Origin of the sequence: Vibrio sp. 10N.247.311.12, from assembly GCF_041467515.1 — a bacterium.
GTDB classification, from domain to species: Bacteria; Pseudomonadota; Gammaproteobacteria; order Enterobacterales; family Vibrionaceae; genus Vibrio; species Vibrio crassostreae_C.
On record NZ_JBFSUV010000001.1, the window covers coordinates 160,748 to 179,570 of the forward strand.

Genomic DNA, 18,823 nt, shown 5'->3' on the forward strand with positions numbered 1-18,823 from the left:
AATGAAGACCTCCAAGCCGAACTTAGCCAAGATAATATTTTTTGATTTGATCTCCGTGGGTAAGGTCCCATTGGTGCTGCTTATCTGTATCTTCGCGAGCGCGATGGGGGTCGTTCTCACGACACACATGTCACGTCAGGCAATCACGCAAAAAGACATGGCATTGAGTGAGCGTGAACAGCTTGATAATGAATGGCGAAATTTAATGCTTGAAGAGACGGCTCTGGCTGAACATAGCCGCGTTCAAGCATCGGCAAAACGAGAGCTAGACATGAAACGTCCAGACTCCGACAAAGAAGTTGTGATCACACTGAAATGACCGGAAAAAAGGAAAAAGCCCCCGCGAAAGCCGTTAAGAAACCAACGAAAGAGCGAGTGAAGAGCGAAAAGGACTCGGATCCAATTCTGATTAAATGGCGTTTCAACGTCGTTATTGCTTTTGTGTTGGTTGCCTTTTCTGTACTAGTAGGTCGTGTGGCTTACATCCAAGTCATTGAACCAGATAACTTAATTCGTCAGGGCGACCTTCGTTCTGTACGTGTTAAGGCTATTCCTTCTGCCCGCGGTATTATTTCAGACCGCAATGGCGAACCACTTGCCGTCAGTGTGCCTGTTGAGGCGGTATGGGCTGACCCGAAAACCATCTTCGATAAAAATGGCATGGCCCAAATTGATCGTTGGTATGCGCTAGCTGATGTACTTGGCTTAGATCGACAATCGATGATCAACAAGATCTCTAGCAACAAATCCCGTCGATTTATTTACCTGCAAAGACAAGTTAGCCCAGCAATGGCGAAATACATCCGCGACTTAAAGCTGGTGGGTATTGGTCTTAAAGCAGAATCACGTCGTTATTACCCAGCCGGTGAAGTCAGCGCGCATCTTATTGGTGTGACCGGAATTGATGGACACGGCCTAGAAGGTGTCGAGCGCAGCTACGATAAGTGGCTCACGGGTGAAGCAGGTAAACGTACAATCCGTAAAGACCGTTACGGGCGAGTAGTTGAAAACATTGCACTAGAAGAGCGTGAAGAAGGTAAACCACTCGAGCTAACGATCGATCAACGATTACAAGCGATCGCCTACCGAGCGATTAAACAGGCGGTAGCCGATCACAAGGCGACGTCTGGATCTGCCATCTTATTAGACGTAAAAACGGGTGCGGTTTTGGCCATGGTTAACGCACCGTCTTACAACCCAAACAATCGTGCTGATTTACAAAGCTTTAAGATGCGTAACCGCGTGATCACCGATGCTTTTGAGCCAGGTTCGACGGTTAAGCCGTTTGTTGTTCTTGCCGCTCTCGAAAATGGTACCGCGGATGCTGATACTGTAATTGATACGGGTAACGGCATCATGCAAATCGGTGGTAGCCGTGTACGTGATACTTCCAAAGTTGGTAAGGCAGACTTGGCGTTAATCCTTAAGAAGTCGAGTAACATCGGTGTGGCGAAGTTAGCACTGGATATGCCACTTGAAGCGCTACTGGGCATGTACAGTTCTGTTGGTCTTGGCGAGATGTCTGGGCTGAATCTAGTCGGTGAGACCGCGGGTATTTTCCCGAACCGTCGACGCTGGTCTAAGTTTGAAATCGCTACCTTATCCTTTGGTTATGGTCTAGCGATTACTCCGCTGCAATTGGCTCATGCCTATGCGACGTTAGCGAATCACGGTGTTTACGAACCTATCCATATCGTTAAAAGCAACGACCAAGATTTCTCAAAACAGATCATCAAGCGCGAAAATGCTGAGTTGGTTTTGAACATGCTAGAAGGCGTAACCCAAAAGGGCGGTACAGCGACAAGAGCTGCCGTGCCGGGTTACCGAGTAGCAGCAAAAACAGGTACATCTAGAAAAGCGATTTCCGGTGGTTATGGAGACGAGTACTTCGCCTATACCGCAGGTGTTGCTCCAGTGAGTGACCCAAGAGTCTCTTTGGTTGTGATGATCAATGAACCTCAAGGTGACCTCTACTATGGTGGCTCGGTCGCAGCCCCTGTTTTTTCTGAAATCATGAAGGGCGCACTGCAAATTCTGAATGTCCCTGCTGATGAAAACAAGTTTCAAGAATAGAGCCAATCAGGATTCAATATGAGTAATAGCCTCACGCTGTCATCTTTACTTTCTCTTTGGAGTGACTTTAGTTCACCTGAGCTGGATGCGATTGCCGTTGAACAGTTGGAGTTGGATAGTCGTGCCATCAAAGACGGCGATATTTTTGTTGCTGTAGTTGGGCATGCTGTTGATGGCCGTCGTTTCATTGACAAAGCGGTCTCACAGGGAGCCAATGCCGTTATCGCACAAGCTGATGCTGAAAAGGCCCATGGTCTGATTGAGTGGTTGGATGCTGTTCCGGTTGTTTACATTAAAGACCTTAACTTGGTGTTATCTGAGTTGGCCGGTCGTGTTTACTCGTCTCAGGCGACTAAGCTAATTGGTGTTACCGGCACCAATGGCAAAACCACTATCACCCAATTGATTGCTCAGTGGCTAGATTTAGTCGGCCAACGCTCTGCGGTAATGGGCACCACGGGTAACGGTTTTCTAGACAACCTTAAAACGGCGGCGAATACGACCGGTAGTGCGATTGAAATACAACGTACGCTGAGTGAGTTGGCTGAAGAAAACGCTGTTTATACCGCGATGGAAATCTCGTCTCATGGTTTGGTTCAAGGCCGAGTTAAGGCATTGGATTTTGAGGCTGGTGTATTTACTAACTTGAGCCGTGACCACTTGGATTACCACGGCACGATGCAAGAGTACGCTCTGGCTAAGAAGAGCTTGTTTACTCAGCATAAGTGTAAGCACGCTGTGATTAATGTTGATGATGAAGTCGGTAAAGCTTGGATGGCTGATCTGTCCAATGCAGTAGCTGTGTCATTGCTTCCGTTATCGGGCTACCAGCAGTCAGTATGGGCATCGGATGTTGCTTATGCAGAGACGGGTATCAAACTCGCTTTTGATGGTAGCTGGGGGCAGGGACAACTGTCTGTTCCTTTAATTGGCCAGTTCAACGCATCAAATGTATTGGTTGCTTTCGCGACCCTACTTGTACTAGGCATCGACAAGCAAACCTTGATCGACACAGCACCTCAATTGCAACCTGTTATTGGTCGCATGGAATTGTTCCAAGTACCAAACAAAGCGAAAGTGGTTGTCGACTACGCGCATACACCTGACGCATTAGAGAAAGCATTGGCAGCACTACGTGTACATTGCTCTGGAAAGCTATGGGCAATCTTTGGCTGCGGTGGTGATCGAGATACAGGCAAGCGCCCTATGATGGCGGTTACCGCAGAGCAGTTCGCCGATAACATTATTATTTCAGATGACAACCCTCGCAGTGAAGACCCGGCATTGATTGTTAAAGACATGCTGGCAGGTTTAAGTGAGCCTGAAGTCGCCTTTGTTGAACACGATCGCTTTCAGGCGGTTAAGTTTGCTCTAGAGCAGGCGGGTAATAACGACATTATTCTTCTGGCAGGTAAAGGCCATGAGGATTACCAAGTATTGAAAGACAAAACGATCCACTATTCGGATCGAGAGTCAGCACTACAACTTTTAGGTATTTCATAATGATTGATGTATCACTCGAGCAGATCTGCTCCGTGGTCAGTGGTCAGCTGATAGAGGCTGGCAAATCGAGCAATAGTTTGATCAATGCGGTTTCTACCGATACTCGCACCGTTGAAGAAGGTGCACTGTTTGTTGCTCTCGTAGGTGAACGTTTTGATGCGCATGATTTTTGTGGTCAGGCTGTTGAGGCCAATGCGAGTGCGTTATTAGTTCAACGAAAACTTGACCTAAATATTACTCAAGTTGTTGTTGAAGACACTAAACTTGCTTTAGGTCAGCTAAGTGCTTGGATCCACAAACAATGTAACGTGCCAACCATGGCGATAACAGGAAGCTGTGGCAAAACGACCGTCAAAGAGATGGTCGCGAGTATTCTACAACAACGTGGCAAAGTGCTGTTTACAGCGGGTAACTTCAATAATGATATTGGAGTACCACTAACCTTGCTGCGCAGTGAACCCAATGACGACTATGCCGTGATAGAACTGGGCGCGAACCACATTGGTGAAATTGCCTATACCACGCAGCTTGTGAAACCACAGGTGGCCTTAGTGAATAACGTTGCTGCCGCGCATCTAGAGGGCTTTGGCTCAATTGATGGTGTTAAACAAGCGAAAGGCGAAATTTTTCAGGGGCTTGCTGCTGGTGATACTGCTATTGTTAACCTAGAGAGCAATGGTGGTGACTTCTGGAAAGATGTGCTTGCAGACAAAAACGTACTGACCTTTTCTGAAAGTGATGACACGGCGGATTACTTTTCGACGAATATTCGCATCAACGAGCAGGGTGAAGCTTGCTTTGATATGCAGACCCCGCAAGGTGCTATCGATGTCGAACTTGGCATTATTGGTCAGCACAATGTAGCAAACGCATTAGCGGCAGCTGCACTGAGCATTCAATTCGGTGCCACGCTTGCAGAAATTAAAAGCGGTTTAGCGAATCTTATCTCAGTTAAAGGCCGAGTTGAGGTTCAACAATTAAGTCAGAATATCAAGCTGATAGATGACAGTTACAACGCCAGCGTACCGGCAATGAAAGCTGCAGCTAAATTGTTGTCGAGCTTCAAAGGTCAGCGTTGGTTGATTTTAGGCAATATGGCTGAATTAGGCGATGAAAGCCTTGCACTTCACCGTCAAGTCGGTGAATATGCTGCCCCATTCGCTTTTGAGCATGTACTCACTTACGGTGATGATACCAAGGTGATTAGTGAAGTGTGTAACGGCACTCACTTTGCAACGCATGAAGCGATGATCGCGCACATAGAGCAGCACTTGAGCTTGCCAGAAAACGCGCCACATACCTTGTTGGTAAAAGGCGCCAATAGTGCAGGAATGAGTAAAATAGCCGCTGCTTTAAAGGAGAACTTTTCATGATAATTTGGCTTGCAGAGCTACTACAGCCACACTTTTCTTTTTTCCGTTTGTTCGAATACTTATCGTTTCGTGCAATCGCGAGCATTTTGACGGCTTTATGTCTGTCGCTGTGGATGGGACCTCGTTTAATTGAGCGTCTGCAAATGCTGCAAATTGGCCAAGTTGTTCGTAATGACGGCCCAGAGTCTCACTTCAGTAAGCGTGGTACACCAACCATGGGTGGTGTGATGATCCTTGCTGCGATCATCATTACGGTCTTACTTTGGGCTGACTTATCAAACCCTTACGTTTGGGCCGTACTTGTCGTGCTAGGCGGTTACGGTGCAGTTGGTTTTGTTGATGATTATCGTAAAGTGGTTCGTAAGAACACTGATGGCTTGATTGCGCGTTGGAAGTACTTCTGGCAATCGGCTATTGCATTGGTTGTGGCGTTTGCTCTGTATGCTCATGGGCAAGACACTGCTGCGACACAATTAGTGGTGCCTTTCTTTAAAGATGTGATGCCACAACTTGGCCTGCTGTACATCGTGCTGACTTACTTTGTTATTGTGGGTACTAGTAACGCGGTAAACCTAACTGATGGCCTAGACGGCTTGGCGATTATGCCAACGGTTATGGTTGCAGCTGGTTTTGCTGTTATCGCTTGGGCGACAGGTAACGTTAACTTTGCAGCATACCTACACATTCCATACATCCCATACACCTCTGAACTGGTGGTGGTATGTACTGCTATCGTTGGTGCAGGCCTTGGCTTCCTATGGTTTAACACTTACCCAGCACAAGTATTCATGGGCGATGTTGGCTCTCTAGCACTGGGTGGTGCGTTAGGTGTGATTGCGGTACTCGTTCGTCAAGAGTTGGTACTAGTGATCATGGGTGGTGTGTTTGTAATGGAGACTCTGTCAGTGATTCTGCAGGTGGGCTCTTACAAATTGCGTGGTCAGCGTATTTTCCGCATGGCACCGATTCACCACCACTATGAACTTAAAGGTTGGCCAGAGCCGCGTGTTATCGTGCGTTTTTGGATAATCTCAATGGTATTAGTACTGGTTGGCCTAGCGACACTGAAAGTTCGTTAATCCTATGTGAGCCTCTGAGTAGGGGCTCTTTAAAACTATTAAGAGCATCTTGTTTAAATGGAACGTTGGCAAAATATTCAAAATGTAGTGGTTGTGGGGCTCGGTATTACCGGGCTCTCTGTCGTTAAACATCTCGTAAAATATCAGCCTCATACTCATGTGAAGGTGATTGATACGCGAGAGCTACCACCAGGAAAGGAATCTTTGCCTGAGTCGGTAGAGCTGCATTCTGGAAGCTGGAATAGCCAATGGTTAGCGGAAGCTGATTTGGTGGTAGCTAACCCAGGTATCGCCTTAGCAACCCCTGAAATTCAAGATGTGCTTCAAGCAGGTACGCCTGTTGTCGGTGACATTGAGTTGTTTGGCTGGGCGGTGAATAAACCTGTCGTGGCGATTACTGGTTCAAACGGCAAGAGTACCGTGACGGATTTGACAGGCGTACTTGCTAAAGCGGCTGGCCTTAACGTTGGTGTCGGTGGCAATATTGGTATTCCGGCTTTAGACCTTCTTGAGCTTGATGCAGATTTATATGTGCTTGAGCTTTCAAGCTTCCAGTTAGAAACCACATCGAACCTAAACCTTGTAGCAGCAGCCTTTTTGAACCTGTCAGAAGATCACATGGATCGCTATCAGGGTATGGCTGATTATCGTGAAGCCAAGTTAAGAATTTTTAATAACGCGCAGTGTGCGATTGTTAACCGCGACGACAAAGAGACGTATCCAGACCACAACATGTCATTAGTAACATTCGGACTCGACGATCAAGAGTTTGGTGTCGCGACAGTTGATGGTACCGAATGGCTAATGGACAACGGTAAACCTGTCCTTGCTACCCAAGATTTAACATTGGTTGGACGTCACAATGTGGCGAATGCGTTAGTCTCACTTGCACTATTGAAGCAAGTTGGTATCGACTACAGCAAAAGTCTTGATGCTTTGAAGGCCTATAACGGTTTGACGCATCGTTGCCAAGTCGTGGCTGACAAGCGCGAAATCAAATGGGTTAATGACTCCAAAGCAACGAATGTAGCCAGCACATTGGCAGCCCTGTCTGGGTTGGAGTATCAAGGTACGTTATATCTTTTGGTTGGCGGCGTTGGTAAAGGTGCTGACTTTAGTGAGCTTGAACCAGTATTGGCGCAACTTGAGCGTGTTCAGCTGTGTTGTTTCGGTGAAGATGCAGATCAATTCATGCCTCTGCACCCATCGGCACAAAAGTTCGATACCATGCAGCAGATAATCGAATCTATCTCGCCACAGCTGGTGGCTGGAGATATGGTGATGCTGTCTCCGGCGTGCGCAAGCTTCGATCAATTTAATAATTTCATGGCAAGAGGTGATGCGTTCACTGAGCTTGCTCATGAGTATGCTTAACGTGTTGAAGGACTAACATTCAGTGCAAAGAGTCAAAGAGATTAATCAATCCATCTGGCAGTGGCTAAACCGTGCTACTCCCGAGGCGCTTTACGATCGTCAATTGGTGTGGATTGCTCTTGGGCTAATGCTGACAGGTTTGGTGATGGTGACGTCTGCTTCGTTCCCCATCAGTGCTCGTTTAACCGATCAGCCGTTTCACTTTATGTTCCGTCATGCCATCTTCCTTGTATTGGCTTTAGGTGTCTCTAGCGTCATATTGCAAATCCCGATGCAACGCTGGTTTCAATACAGTATGTATCTACTGGGCTTGTCCTTCTTCTTGCTGATTGTGGTATTAGCCGTCGGTAAGTCGGTTAACGGCGCATCGCGTTGGATCCCATTAGGGCTATTTAACTTACAACCCGCTGAAGTCGCCAAGTTATCGCTGTTTATCTTTATGGCGGGCTACTTGGTTCGGAAGCAAGATGAAGTGAGAAAAACCTTCTTCGGTGGTTTTGGTAAACCGATCATGGTATTCGGCGCTTTTGCCGTGCTGCTGCTAGGCCAGCCCGATTTAGGTACTGTGGTCGTAATGCTAGTGACCCTGTTCGGCATGCTATTCATTGCTGGTGCCAAGCTTTCACAGTTTATCGCCTTGATGGTGGCAGGTATTGCCGCGGTCGTCGGTTTGATTGTTATAGAACCTTATCGTGTTCGACGTGTTACCTCATTCTGGGAACCTTGGAACGACCCGTTCGGCAGTGGTTACCAGTTAACTCAGTCATTGATGGCGTTTGGCCGTGGTGATTGGATGGGGCAAGGGCTTGGTAACTCGATTCAAAAACTCGAATACTTACCAGAAGCGCATACCGATTTTGTATTTGCTGTGTTGGCTGAAGAGCTTGGCTTTGTCGGTGTTACCTTAGTATTAATGTTGATCTTCAGCTTGGTGTTAAAAGCCATTCTGATAGGTAAAAAAGCCTTTGAACACGATCAAGTGTTCAGCGGCTATCTGGCTTTTGGTATTGGTATTTGGTTTGCGTTTCAGACGCTTGTTAACGTAGGTGCTGCATCTGGCATCGTTCCGACCAAAGGTCTAACCCTACCGCTAATCAGTTATGGTGGTTCGAGTTTAATTGTTATGTCTGTGGCGGTATCAATGCTGCTGCGCATTGACCACGAATGCCGAATGCAACAAAAAGAACAAGCTGATAGTCAAAACGAATTAGTAGAATAAGAATCTAACGTGATGAAACAAAACAAAAAACTTTTAGTGATGGCTGGTGGTACTGGCGGTCACGTTTTCCCAGGGTTAGCAGTAGCGAAAAAGCTTCAGCAACAAGGTTGGGAAATTCGCTGGTTAGGCACAGCAGACAGAATGGAAGCGGATTTAGTGCCAAAGCATGGCATTGAAATCGACTTCATCAAAGTGAAAGGCCTGCGTGGTCAAGGCATTAGCAAGTTAATTAAAGCGCCGTTCCAGATTATTAATGCCATACTTCAAGCAAGGCAACACATCAAAGCATGGCAGCCTGATGTGGTACTTGGTATGGGTGGCTACGTGAGTGGCCCGGGTGGTATCGCGGCATGGTTGTCTGGCATTCCAGTGGTTCTCCATGAACAAAATGCAGTGGCAGGTTTAACCAACCAATGGCTGTCTAAGATTGCTAAAAAGGTTTTCCAAGCTTTCCCTGGTGCTTTCCCTACCGCAGAAGTGGTGGGTAACCCAGTACGCGAAGATGTGGTTGCCTTAGCTGAACCCGAGCAACGCATGGCTGAGCGTGATGGTGACATCCGCATCTTGGTTATGGGCGGCAGTCAGGGCGCAAAAATCCTAAACGATACCTTGCCAGTAACGATGGCGCAGCTTGGTGAAGGCTTCACTGTGATGCACCAAGCGGGTAAGAACAATCAACAACAAGTTATTGAGCAATACAAATCACATTCTGTTGGTAATGTTCAAGTGACTGAATTTATTGATGATGTGGCGCAAGCTTATGAGTGGGCAGATCTATTAGTGTGTCGCTCAGGTGCATTAACCGTATCAGAAGTGTCTGCGGCAGGTGTCGGTTCTATCTTCGTTCCGTTTATGCACAAAGACAGACAACAAGCGTTGAATGCCGACCATTTAGTTGAATGTGGCGCAGCGTTAATGATTGAACAGCCTCAACTAACGGCTGATAAGCTAGCGAACACTATCGCGCAGCTTGATAGAAATGAATTAAAAATGATGGCAACAAAAGCTCGTCAAGCCGCCAAGCTTGATGCTGATGTGACCGTCGCTGAAGCGATTAAAGCTTTAGCAAAATAATGAGATTGAATTGATGACGATTGAACATACCCAAGACTTAGCGCAAATCCGTGCAATGGTGCCAGAGATGCGCCGTGTTAAATCTATCCACTTCATTGGTATTGGTGGTGCCGGAATGAGCGGGATTGCTGAAGTCTTGCTAAATGAAGGCTACCAGATCACGGGTTCTGATATTGCTCAAAACCCAGTGACTGATCGTTTAGTTAGCAAGGGTGCGACCGTTTATATCGGTCACCAAGCGAGTAACGTTGCCGACGCAAGTGTGGTGGTTGTTTCAACCGCTATCAACGAAGAAAACCCAGAAATTATTGCAGCTCGTGAAGCGCGCACACCGATCGTTCGTCGTGCAGAAATGCTGGCTGAGCTGATGCGTTTTCGTCACGGTATTGCTGTGGCAGGTACGCACGGTAAAACAACCACGACTGCGCTAGTGACACAGATTTACTCGGAAGCCGGCCTAGATCCAACCTTCGTAAACGGTGGTTTGGTTAAAAGTGCTGGCACTAACGCACGTTTAGGTTCAAGCCGTATTCTTATCGCTGAAGCCGATGAGAGTGATGCTTCATTTTTACATCTGCAACCTATGGTTAGTATCGTAACTAACATTGAAGCGGATCATATGGATACCTACGGCGGCGATTTTGAAACGCTAAAGCAGACGTTTATTGATTTTTTACACAACCTACCATTCTACGGTCAGGCTGTGATGTGTGTTGATGATCCAGTAGTGCGTGAGCTTATTCCTCAGGTAAGTCGCCAGGTGATTACTTACGGTTTCTCTGAAGATGCGGATATTCGTATTGAGAACTACGTACAAGAAGGCCAGCAAGGCAAATTCACAGTGGTACGTGAAGGTAAAGCTAACCTTGATATCACGTTAAACATTCCAGGTCGTCACAATGCATTGAATGCATCCGCGGCGATTGCTGTTGCAACAGAAGATGACATCAGCGATGAAGCGATTCTCAAAGCGATGGCGGGAACGGAAGGCACGGGTCGCCGTTTCGATCACCTTGGTGAATATGAAACGGGTAAGGGTGTTGCAATGCTGGTCGATGATTACGGCCATCACCCAACCGAAGTTGATGTCACCATTCAAGCTGCACGAAGTGGTTGGACTGATAAACGTCTTGTGATGATCTTCCAACCGCACCGTTATAGCCGCACTCGCGATCTGTATGATGACTTCGCGAACGTTCTTGAGCAGGTTGATGTGCTTATTCTGTTAGATGTTTATTCTGCAGGTGAGAAACCTATTGCAGGGGCTGACGGACGCTCGTTAAGTCGAACTATTCGTGGGCGTGGTAAGATTGATCCCATCTTTGTTGCTGATATCAACACGCTGCCGTCGGTTTTAGCCAACGTTATTCAAGGCGGAGACCTTGTTTTAACACAGGGTGCTGGTGATGTTGGTCGTGTAGCGAAGCAACTTGAATCGCTACAATTAGACATTAATAAGATGCAAAACGCGTAACAGAATACTGTATACAGACTGTGGTTGATCGCTCACTTCTTGCGATTGACCTAAAATTGACCAAAAATCTTATTATCAACGTTTGATAGTTTGATTTTGCTCAGTATAATTCACAGGTTAAAGTAAGTGCTTTTACCTCTATTACGAAGATAGGGAATAGAATTGCGAACCAACGACAGGGAATGCGGGCTTTGGTAGAAAGTACTTTTAGCGAAAACCGCCACCTATTCAGTTTACCATCGCTAAAGAAACACGCTGTAGGCGGGTCTTTTTTTGTCATGGTACTGCTATTCATTGGATTTCTTTTCTATACCACACTGACTTGGATGTGGGACGATCAGCGATTGCCTCTCTCCAAAATAGTACTTCAAGGCGACTTAACTTACGTAACTGCTGGTGATGTTCAACATGCCTTTGGCGAGCTAGAGCATATTGGAACGTTCATGTCGCAAGACATCGGTGTGTTGCAAGACAGTTTAGAAGCGTTACCTTGGGTTTCAGTGGTCTCCATTCGTAAGCAGTGGCCAGACACAATAAAAGTATTTTTGACTGAGTATCATGCAGCAGCAATCTGGAACGGTAACATGCTGTTGAATGATAATGGTCAGGTGTTTAATGGTGATATCGGTCTTTTGAAGGGCGATCGAGTCAAGCTTTACGGCCCAGACGGCACCAGCCAAAAAGTGATAGAAAAGTGGCGACAAATAACTCCTTTGATTAACAATCTAGGGTTAACCGTTACCTCGCTCGTTCTCAATGAGCGTCGCGCTTGGCAAATAATCCTAGATAACGGTATCCGTTTAGAACTAGGTAAAGATTCTTTAGATGAGCGTGTTGAACGCTTCATTTCGCTTTACAACGAACTTGGTAGTAAAGCGAATCAAGTGAGCTACATCGACCTCAGGTATGATACGGGAGCCGCTGTAGGCTGGTTTCCAGAGCAAGAGTTAGAAGAGAGCACAGATGACTAAGACCGCAGATGACAACATAATCGTTGGTCTTGATATAGGCACTGCGACCATATCAGCTCTAGTTGGTGAAATATTGCCTGATGGTCAAATCAATATCATTGGTTCAGGGCAAAGCCCATCCAGAGGTATGGATAAAGGTGGTGTAAACGACCTAGAGTCGGTAGTTAAGTCGGTTCAGCGAGCTATTGATCAAGCAGAGTTGATGGCGGAATGCCAAATCAGCAATGTATTTATCTCGCTATCGGGTAAACATATCGCAAGCCGAATTGAAAAAGGCATGGGCACTATCTCTGATGAAGAGGTGTCTCAAGACGATATGGATCGAGCGATCCATACCGCGAAATCAATTAAAATAGGTGATGAGCAGAGAATTCTGCACGTGATCCCACAAGAATTTACCATTGATTATCAAGAAGGGATTAAGAACCCACTTGGCTTATCTGGTGTTCGAATGGAAGTCAGTGTTCACCTAATTTCTTGCCATAGCGACATGGCGAGAAACATTATTAAAGCTGTTGAACGATGTGGTCTCACAGTAGAACAAATCGTGTTTTCAGGACTTGCCTCAAGCAATGCGGTAATTACTGAAGACGAGAGGGAGCTTGGAGTATGTGTTGTCGATATCGGTGCGGGTACAATGGATATTTCCATTTGGACTGGCGGCGCACTTCGACACACAGAAGTCTTTTCCTACGCAGGAAATGCAGTAACCAGTGATATTGCCTTCGCTTTCGGCACGCCAGTGAGCGATGCTGAAGAGATAAAAGTAAACCATGGTTGCGCTCTGAGTGAACTCGTAAGCAAGGATGACTCTGTTAACGTCCCAAGTGTTGGTGGTCGCCCATCGAGAAGTTTGCAACGACAAACTTTGTCGGAAGTGATTGAACCACGTTACACTGAACTTATGGGTCTCGTTAACCAAACTATTGATACGGTTCAATTACAGCTACGAGATGAAGGTATTAAACACCACCTTGCAGCTGGCGTCGTTCTCACTGGTGGAGCGGCACAAATTGACGGATTGGTAGAGTGTGCGGAACGTGTTTTCCGCAATCAAGTTCGAGTTGGTAAGCCGTTAGAAGTTAGTGGCTTAACTGACTATGTTAAAGAGCCGTATCATTCTACGGCGGTTGGTTTACTTCATTACGCAAGAGATTGTCAGATCAGTGATGAAGGTGATTACAGCGAACCTAAGCGTTCAGCACCTTCTATGTCTGGTTTATTTGGCAAATTGCGTAATTGGATACAAAAAGAGTTTTAACCTGAGTTGCAGGAAAAAACGGAGATAACACATGTTTGAACCGATGATGGAAATGTCTGACGATGCAGTAATTAAAGTCGTTGGAGTTGGTGGCGGTGGCGGTAACGCTGTTGAGCACATGGTACGTGAATCAATCGAAGGCGTAGAATTCATCAGTGTTAACACTGATGCACAAGCACTTCGTAAAACAAGCGTGAGCAGCGTGATCCAAATTGGTGGTGATATCACTAAAGGTTTGGGCGCTGGTGCAAACCCACAAGTAGGCCGTGATGCAGCTCTCGAAGATCGAGAAAGAATTAAAGAAGTTCTAACTGGCGCCGATATGGTATTTATCGCAGCTGGTATGGGCGGTGGGACTGGTACAGGTGCTGCTCCAGTTATTGCTGAAGTTGCGAAAGAGTTGGGTGTGCTGACGGTTGCTGTTGTAACTAAGCCATTTAGCTTTGAAGGCAAAAAGCGTTTAGCGTTTGCTGAGCAAGGTATTGAAGAGCTTTCTAAACATGTGGATTCATTAATTACGATTCCAAATGAAAAGCTACTTAAAGTACTTGGCCGCGGCGTAACTCTGCTAGAAGCTTTCGCAAGTGCAAATGATGTACTTAAAAACGCTGTACAAGGTATCGCTGAGCTAATTACTCGCCCTGGTATGATTAACGTCGATTTCGCGGATGTTCGCACCGTAATGTCTGAGATGGGTCATGCAATGATGGGTAGCGGTATCGCAAAAGGTGAAGACCGTGCTGAAGAAGCTGCTGAAACAGCAATTTCTAGCCCACTACTAGAAGACATCGACCTAGCTGGCGCGCGTGGCGTTCTTGTGAACATCACTGCAGGCCTAGATATGCGTCTAGATGAGTTCGAAACAGTAGGTAATACAGTTAAGGCATTCGCATCTGATAATGCAACAGTTGTGATTGGTACTTCTCTAGACCCTGATATGACAGATGAAATCCGCGTAACTGTTGTTGCAACAGGTATCGGCACAGAGAAAAAACCAGACATTACATTAGTTGCTGGTGGTAAAGCTAAGGTTGCACCAACTCCTCAACCACAGGTAGCGGCTCAAACTGCACCAAAAGTGGAAGAGAAAGTGGCACAACCATTGCAAGAAAAAACTGAGGTTAAACCTCAAGTTAAGCCGCAACCAACAACGTCACCTGTTTCTTCAGGTTCAGGCGCTAGCCAAAGTGCAGCACCTAAGGCTGAGAAAGAGAGTGGATACTTAGATATTCCAGCATTCTTACGACGTCAGGCTGATTAACAAATACCCAAAATTTGACTATCGTCGAATTAATGGTAAAATTCGCGGTCGGTAAATACTGACCGTGATTTGTAGCACTGATAACGAGGCAAGCAGATGATCAGACAACGTACTCTGAAAGAAATTGTGAAAACAACTGGTGTGGGTCTCCACTCTGGTCGTAAAGTCACACTTACTCTTCGCCCGGCAGCTGCAAATACAGGTATTGTTTATCGTCGTACAGATGTAAATCCACCTGTAGATTTCCCAGCTGATCCAGCGTCAGTTCGTGACACTATGCTATGTACAGCTCTTGTTAATGACGAAGGCGTACGTATCTCTACAGTGGAACACCTTAACGCAGCTTTAGCGGGTATGGGCATCGACAACATTATTGTTGAAGTAGATGCTCCTGAAATCCCAATTATGGATGGTAGCGCAAGCCCATTCGTATACTTGCTACAGCAAGCGGGTGTAGAAACACTGAATGCAGCGAAGCGTTTTATTCGTATCAAAAAGCCTATCCGTTTTGAAGATGGCGATAAGTGGGCAGAGTTTGTTCCATTTAACGGCTTCCGTATGGACTTTGAGATCGACTTTAACCACCCAGCAATTGAATCTGATGAGCAACGTTTGTTGTTTGATTTCTCTTCACAAGGTTTTGTGAAAGAAATCTCTCGCGCTCGTACTTTCGGCTTCATGCGCGACATTGAGTATCTACAATCTCAAAACCTAGTACTTGGTGGTAGCTTTGATAATGCTATCGTACTTGACGAATACCGAATTCTTAATGAAGAGGGTCTACGTTTTGACAATGAGTTCGTAACTCATAAAGTACTAGATGCGATTGGTGACTTGTACATGTGTGGACACGCTATTATTGGTGAGTTTCGTGCATACAAATCAGGTCACGGCCTAAACAACCAACTACTACGTGCAGTACTTGCTGACGCAGAAGCTTGGGAATGGGCAACATTCGAAGAAGAAGTAGGCTCTCCTGTTGCATTTGCTGAACCAGGAATGGTTCTAGCGTAATTGTTGTTTACAGCAATATAAGATTTCGAAAACCAGGTCATTGACCTGGTTTTTTTGTATCTATTTTCCAGATACAGTGTCGTCAACATCCGAAAGTTGTCTCCCAATGAGCTGCAGTCTGGCTAATCCATCAGCAATTAGAAAGAAAAGTTCCAAGCACATCAAACAAATGGGGTTATAAATGGTTGTTGGTGTGAAAATTACTTACACTAAAGGGCATTAATTTTAACTCAAGCCTTGAAAACTCTACTCTCAAGTACAATATCAAAGATACTAGATTTATCTCAGTATCCTTGGTTAGTAACTGAAGACTAGTTCATAGCTAGTAGAGACACTGACGGCATTTAAAATAGATCGCGGACGATCTGAGAACGAAGAGATTCCAAGCACATGATTACTAAGCTGCTGACAAAGGTAATTGGCAGTCGCAATGACAGAACACTGCGCCGCCTTAGAAAAATTGTAAAAGAAATTAATAACTTCGAACCAACGTTTGAAGCACTTTCAGACGAAGAACTAAAAGCAAAAACGGTTGAATTTCGTGAGCGCTTAGATAAAGGTGAATCGCTAGACCAACTTCTACCTGAAGCATTTGCTACGGTACGTGAAGCGTCTAAGCGTGTTTACGGCATGCGTCACTTTGACGTGCAAATGATTGGTGGCATGGTTCTAAATGCTGGCCAAATTGCAGAAATGCGTACTGGTGAAGGTAAGACTCTTACAGCAACCCTACCAGCTTATCTTAACGCCCTACCTAGCAAAGGTGTTCACGTAGTAACGGTGAACGACTACCTAGCGAAGCGTGATGCGGAAACAAACCGCCCATTATTTGAATTCCTTGGTATGACTGTTGGCGTAAACGTGCCAAACATGGCTCCACCAGAGAAGAAAGAAGCGTACCAAGCGGATATCCTATACGGAACAAACAACGAGTTTGGCTTCGATTACCTACGTGACAACATGGCTTTCCGTGCTGAAGATCGTGTTCAACGTGAGCGCTTCTTTGCTGTTGTCGATGAGGTTGACTCAATCTTAATCGATGAAGCTCGTACTCCACTTATTATCTCTGGCCCAGCTGAAGATAGTTCAGATCTTTACACGCGTATTAACACGTTGATCCCTAACCTTGAGCGCCAAGATAAAGAAGATTCTGAAGAGTACCGTGGTGAAGGTCACTACACCATGGACGAGAAATCGAAACAGGTTCACCTGACTGAAAACGGTCAAGAATTTGTAGAAGAGCTAATGGTCAAAAACGGCCTGATGGAAGAGGGTGACACGCTTTACTCTCCAACTAATATCAGCCTATTGCACCATGTTAATGCAGCGCTGCGTGCACACGTACTGTTTGAGAAAGACGTCGACTACATCGTTACTGAAGAAGGCGAAGTGGTTATCGTTGATGAACATACTGGTCGTACTATGCCAGGTCGTCGTTGGTCTGAAGGTTTACACCAAGCTGTTGAAGCTAAAGAAGGTGTGAAGATTCAGAATGAAAACCAGACGCTAGCATCGATTACATTCCAGAACTTCTTCCGTCTATACGAAAAACTGTCAGGTATGACAGGTACAGCCGATACAGAAGCTTTCGAATTTCAGTCTATCTACGGCCTAGAAACAGTGGTTATCCCAACCAACAAGCCTATGGTTCGTAACGATATGCCAGATGTGGTTTATCGTACCGAAGAAGACAAGTTCAATGCGATCATTGAAGACATCAAAGACCGTGTAGCTGCTGGTCAGCCATCATTGGTTGGTACGGTTTCTATCGAGAAGTCTGAACTACTGTCTAACGCACTGAAAAAAGCAAAAATTAAGCACAGCGTTCTAAATGCTAAATTCCACGAAATGGAAGCAGAGATCGTTGCACAAGCTGGTATGCCGAGTGCGGTAACTATCGCAACTAACATGGCTGGTCGTGGTACCGATATCGTATTAGGTGGTAGCTGGCAGGCACAAGTTGAGAAGCTAGAGAATCCAACCAAAGAGCAGATCGAGAAGATCAAAGCTGACTGGAGAGTAATCCACGATAAAGTGCTTGAGTCAGGTGGTCTGCACATCATTGGTACTGAGCGTCATGAATCTCGCCGTATCGACAACCAGCTACGTGGTCGTTCTGGTCGTCAAGGTGATGCGGGTTCTTCTCGTTTCTACCTATCAATGGAAGATTCTCTGCTACGTATCTTCACATCGGATCGTATGGCTGGTCTTATCCAAAGTGGTATGGACGAAGGCGAAGCGATCGAATCTAAGATGCTTTCTCGCTCAATTGAAAAAGCACAACGTAAAGTTGAAGGTCGTAACTTCGATATTCGTAAGCAGCTTCTTGAGTACGATGATGTAGCCAATGACCAACGTAAAGTGGTTTATGAGCTTCGTGATGAACTGATGAGCTCTGACGATATCAGCGAGATGATCGAACACAACCGTGAAGATGTATTGGCATCAGTGATTGATGAATACATCGCACCTCAGTCTCTTGAAGATATGTGGGATATCGCGGGTCTGCAAGATCGTCTGAAGAATGACTTCGATCTAGACTTTGATATTCAAGGTTGGTTAGACGAAGACGACAAGCTTTATGAAGAAGCATTGCGTGAGCGTATTCTTGCTATGGCGGTTGATTCGTACAAACAGAAAGAAGAAGTGGTTGGTGCTCAAGTACTGCGTAACTTCGAGAAATCTGTGATGCTACAAACGCTAGACGGCCTTTGGAAAGAGCACTTGGCTGCGATGGATCACCTTCGTCAAGGTATCCACTTACGTGGTTATGCTCAGAAGAACCCGAAACAAGAGTACAAGCGCGAGTCGTTTGAACTGTTTGAAGGCCTACTAGATGTACTGAAAACAGACGTTGTTACCATCCTTTCTAAAGTGCGCGTTCAGCAACAAGAAGAAGTTGAAAAGATGGAAGCTCAACGTCAAGCTCAAGCTGAAGAAGCGGCGCGTCGTGCACAAGCGCAACATGCAACAGCTGAAAACCAGCTAGCTGACGATGAAGCTGAAGCGGCATCTCCACAAACGGTAGTGCGTGACGAGCGTAAAGTTGGCCGTAACGAGCCATGCCCATGTGGTAGCGGTAAGAAGTACAAGCAGTGTCACGGTAAAATCGCGTAAGTTTAATGAATCGTTGCTGTAGCGCATGAT

Annotated in this window: 14 protein-coding genes; all 14 read left to right on the top strand. The window is 45.9% G+C overall.

The window, feature by feature from the left end:
• Nucleotide 1 precedes the first annotated feature (1 nt).
• The 14 genes from ftsL (at nt 2) to secA (ending at nt 18,793) form a co-directional block, all read left to right on the top strand.
• Nucleotides 2-319, top strand: a complete 318-nt coding sequence (gene ftsL, locus AB6E30_RS00665) for a cell division protein FtsL (RefSeq protein ID WP_017062901.1) — start codon at nt 2-4, stop codon at nt 317-319.
• Entirely contained in the window at nt 316-2,073 is a 1,758-nt protein-coding gene (locus tag AB6E30_RS00670; protein WP_372090016.1) for a penicillin-binding transpeptidase domain-containing protein, read from the top strand. Before ftsL ends, AB6E30_RS00670 begins: the two co-directional genes overlap by 4 nt.
• A gap of 18 nt (nt 2,074-2,091) precedes the next feature.
• Entirely contained in the window at nt 2,092-3,576 is a 1,485-nt protein-coding gene (gene murE / locus AB6E30_RS00675) for a UDP-N-acetylmuramoyl-L-alanyl-D-glutamate--2,6-diaminopimelate ligase (protein ID WP_372102398.1), read from the top strand.
• Nucleotides 3,576-4,949 (top strand): UDP-N-acetylmuramoyl-tripeptide--D-alanyl-D-alanine ligase, encoded by a 1,374-nt coding sequence (gene murF / locus AB6E30_RS00680; RefSeq protein ID WP_372083351.1) that lies wholly within the window; start codon nt 3,576-3,578, stop codon nt 4,947-4,949. The genes murE and murF overlap by 1 nt, the downstream gene beginning before the upstream one ends.
• Complete coding sequence (mraY, locus tag AB6E30_RS00685) at nt 4,946-6,028, top strand: phospho-N-acetylmuramoyl-pentapeptide-transferase (protein WP_017059284.1); 1,083 nt, start codon at nt 4,946-4,948, stop codon at nt 6,026-6,028. The genes murF and mraY overlap by 4 nt, the downstream gene beginning before the upstream one ends.
• Before the next feature lie 57 nt (nt 6,029-6,085).
• The gene (gene murD, locus AB6E30_RS00690) at nt 6,086-7,402 is read left to right on the top strand and encodes a UDP-N-acetylmuramoyl-L-alanine--D-glutamate ligase (RefSeq protein ID WP_372090020.1); all 1,317 of its coding nucleotides are present in this window, start codon (nt 6,086-6,088) and stop codon (nt 7,400-7,402) included.
• Nucleotides 7,403-7,424: 22 nt separating this feature from the next.
• Nucleotides 7,425-8,621: a cell division protein FtsW gene (ftsW, locus tag AB6E30_RS00695; RefSeq protein ID WP_065584711.1), complete on the top strand. Its 1,197-nt coding sequence runs from the start codon at nt 7,425-7,427 to the stop codon at nt 8,619-8,621.
• Nucleotides 8,622-8,633: 12 nt separating this feature from the next.
• Nucleotides 8,634-9,695 carry an undecaprenyldiphospho-muramoylpentapeptide beta-N-acetylglucosaminyltransferase gene (gene murG, locus AB6E30_RS00700; RefSeq protein ID WP_017062898.1) on the top strand — a complete coding sequence of 354 codons (1,062 nt, stop codon included), beginning with the start codon at nt 8,634-8,636 and terminating at the stop codon, nt 9,693-9,695.
• 13 nt (nt 9,696-9,708) lie between these two features.
• Nucleotides 9,709-11,169: a UDP-N-acetylmuramate--L-alanine ligase gene (murC, locus tag AB6E30_RS00705; protein WP_057621970.1), complete on the top strand. Its 1,461-nt coding sequence runs from the start codon at nt 9,709-9,711 to the stop codon at nt 11,167-11,169.
• Between the two features lie 278 nt (nt 11,170-11,447).
• Nucleotides 11,448-12,140 carry a cell division protein FtsQ/DivIB gene (locus AB6E30_RS00710; RefSeq protein WP_004729846.1) on the top strand — a complete coding sequence of 231 codons (693 nt, stop codon included), beginning with the start codon at nt 11,448-11,450 and terminating at the stop codon, nt 12,138-12,140.
• Nucleotides 12,133-13,401: a cell division protein FtsA gene (gene ftsA, locus AB6E30_RS00715; protein WP_010434747.1), complete on the top strand. Its 1,269-nt coding sequence runs from the start codon at nt 12,133-12,135 to the stop codon at nt 13,399-13,401. The genes AB6E30_RS00710 and ftsA overlap by 8 nt, the downstream gene beginning before the upstream one ends.
• Before the next feature lie 31 nt (nt 13,402-13,432).
• Nucleotides 13,433-14,662 (top strand): cell division protein FtsZ, encoded by a 1,230-nt coding sequence (gene ftsZ, locus AB6E30_RS00720; RefSeq protein WP_372102401.1) that lies wholly within the window; start codon nt 13,433-13,435, stop codon nt 14,660-14,662.
• A 96-nt stretch (nt 14,663-14,758) separates the two neighbouring features.
• Entirely contained in the window at nt 14,759-15,676 is a 918-nt protein-coding gene (gene lpxC / locus AB6E30_RS00725) for a UDP-3-O-acyl-N-acetylglucosamine deacetylase (protein ID WP_010434751.1), read from the top strand.
• A gap of 390 nt (nt 15,677-16,066) precedes the next feature.
• Nucleotides 16,067-18,793 carry a preprotein translocase subunit SecA gene (gene secA, locus AB6E30_RS00730; protein ID WP_017059292.1) on the top strand — a complete coding sequence of 909 codons (2,727 nt, stop codon included), beginning with the start codon at nt 16,067-16,069 and terminating at the stop codon, nt 18,791-18,793.
• The last annotated feature ends 30 nt before the right edge of the window (nt 18,794-18,823 follow it).

What these genes read in the sequence shown, in the direction of transcription:
- murG (WP_017062898.1), top strand. Translation starts at nt 8,634, where the DNA reads ATGAAACAAAACAAAAAACTTTTAGTGATGGCTGGTGGTACTGGCGGT.
- lpxC (WP_010434751.1), top strand. Translation starts at nt 14,759, where the DNA reads ATGATCAGACAACGTACTCTGAAAGAAATTGTGAAAACAACTGGTGTG.
- ftsL (WP_017062901.1), top strand. Translation starts at nt 2, where the DNA reads ATGAAGACCTCCAAGCCGAACTTAGCCAAGATAATATTTTTTGATTTG.
- murC (WP_057621970.1), top strand. Translation starts at nt 9,709, where the DNA reads ATGACGATTGAACATACCCAAGACTTAGCGCAAATCCGTGCAATGGTG.
- murD (WP_372090020.1), top strand. Translation starts at nt 6,086, where the DNA reads ATGGAACGTTGGCAAAATATTCAAAATGTAGTGGTTGTGGGGCTCGGT.
- murF (WP_372083351.1), top strand. Translation starts at nt 3,576, where the DNA reads ATGATTGATGTATCACTCGAGCAGATCTGCTCCGTGGTCAGTGGTCAG.
- ftsA (WP_010434747.1), top strand. Translation starts at nt 12,133, where the DNA reads ATGACTAAGACCGCAGATGACAACATAATCGTTGGTCTTGATATAGGC.
- mraY (WP_017059284.1), top strand. Translation starts at nt 4,946, where the DNA reads ATGATAATTTGGCTTGCAGAGCTACTACAGCCACACTTTTCTTTTTTC.
- ftsZ (WP_372102401.1), top strand. Translation starts at nt 13,433, where the DNA reads ATGTTTGAACCGATGATGGAAATGTCTGACGATGCAGTAATTAAAGTC.
- AB6E30_RS00710 (WP_004729846.1), top strand. Translation starts at nt 11,448, where the DNA reads ATGGTACTGCTATTCATTGGATTTCTTTTCTATACCACACTGACTTGG.
- secA (WP_017059292.1), top strand. Translation starts at nt 16,067, where the DNA reads ATGATTACTAAGCTGCTGACAAAGGTAATTGGCAGTCGCAATGACAGA.
- AB6E30_RS00670 (WP_372090016.1), top strand. Translation starts at nt 316, where the DNA reads ATGACCGGAAAAAAGGAAAAAGCCCCCGCGAAAGCCGTTAAGAAACCA.
- murE (WP_372102398.1), top strand. Translation starts at nt 2,092, where the DNA reads ATGAGTAATAGCCTCACGCTGTCATCTTTACTTTCTCTTTGGAGTGAC.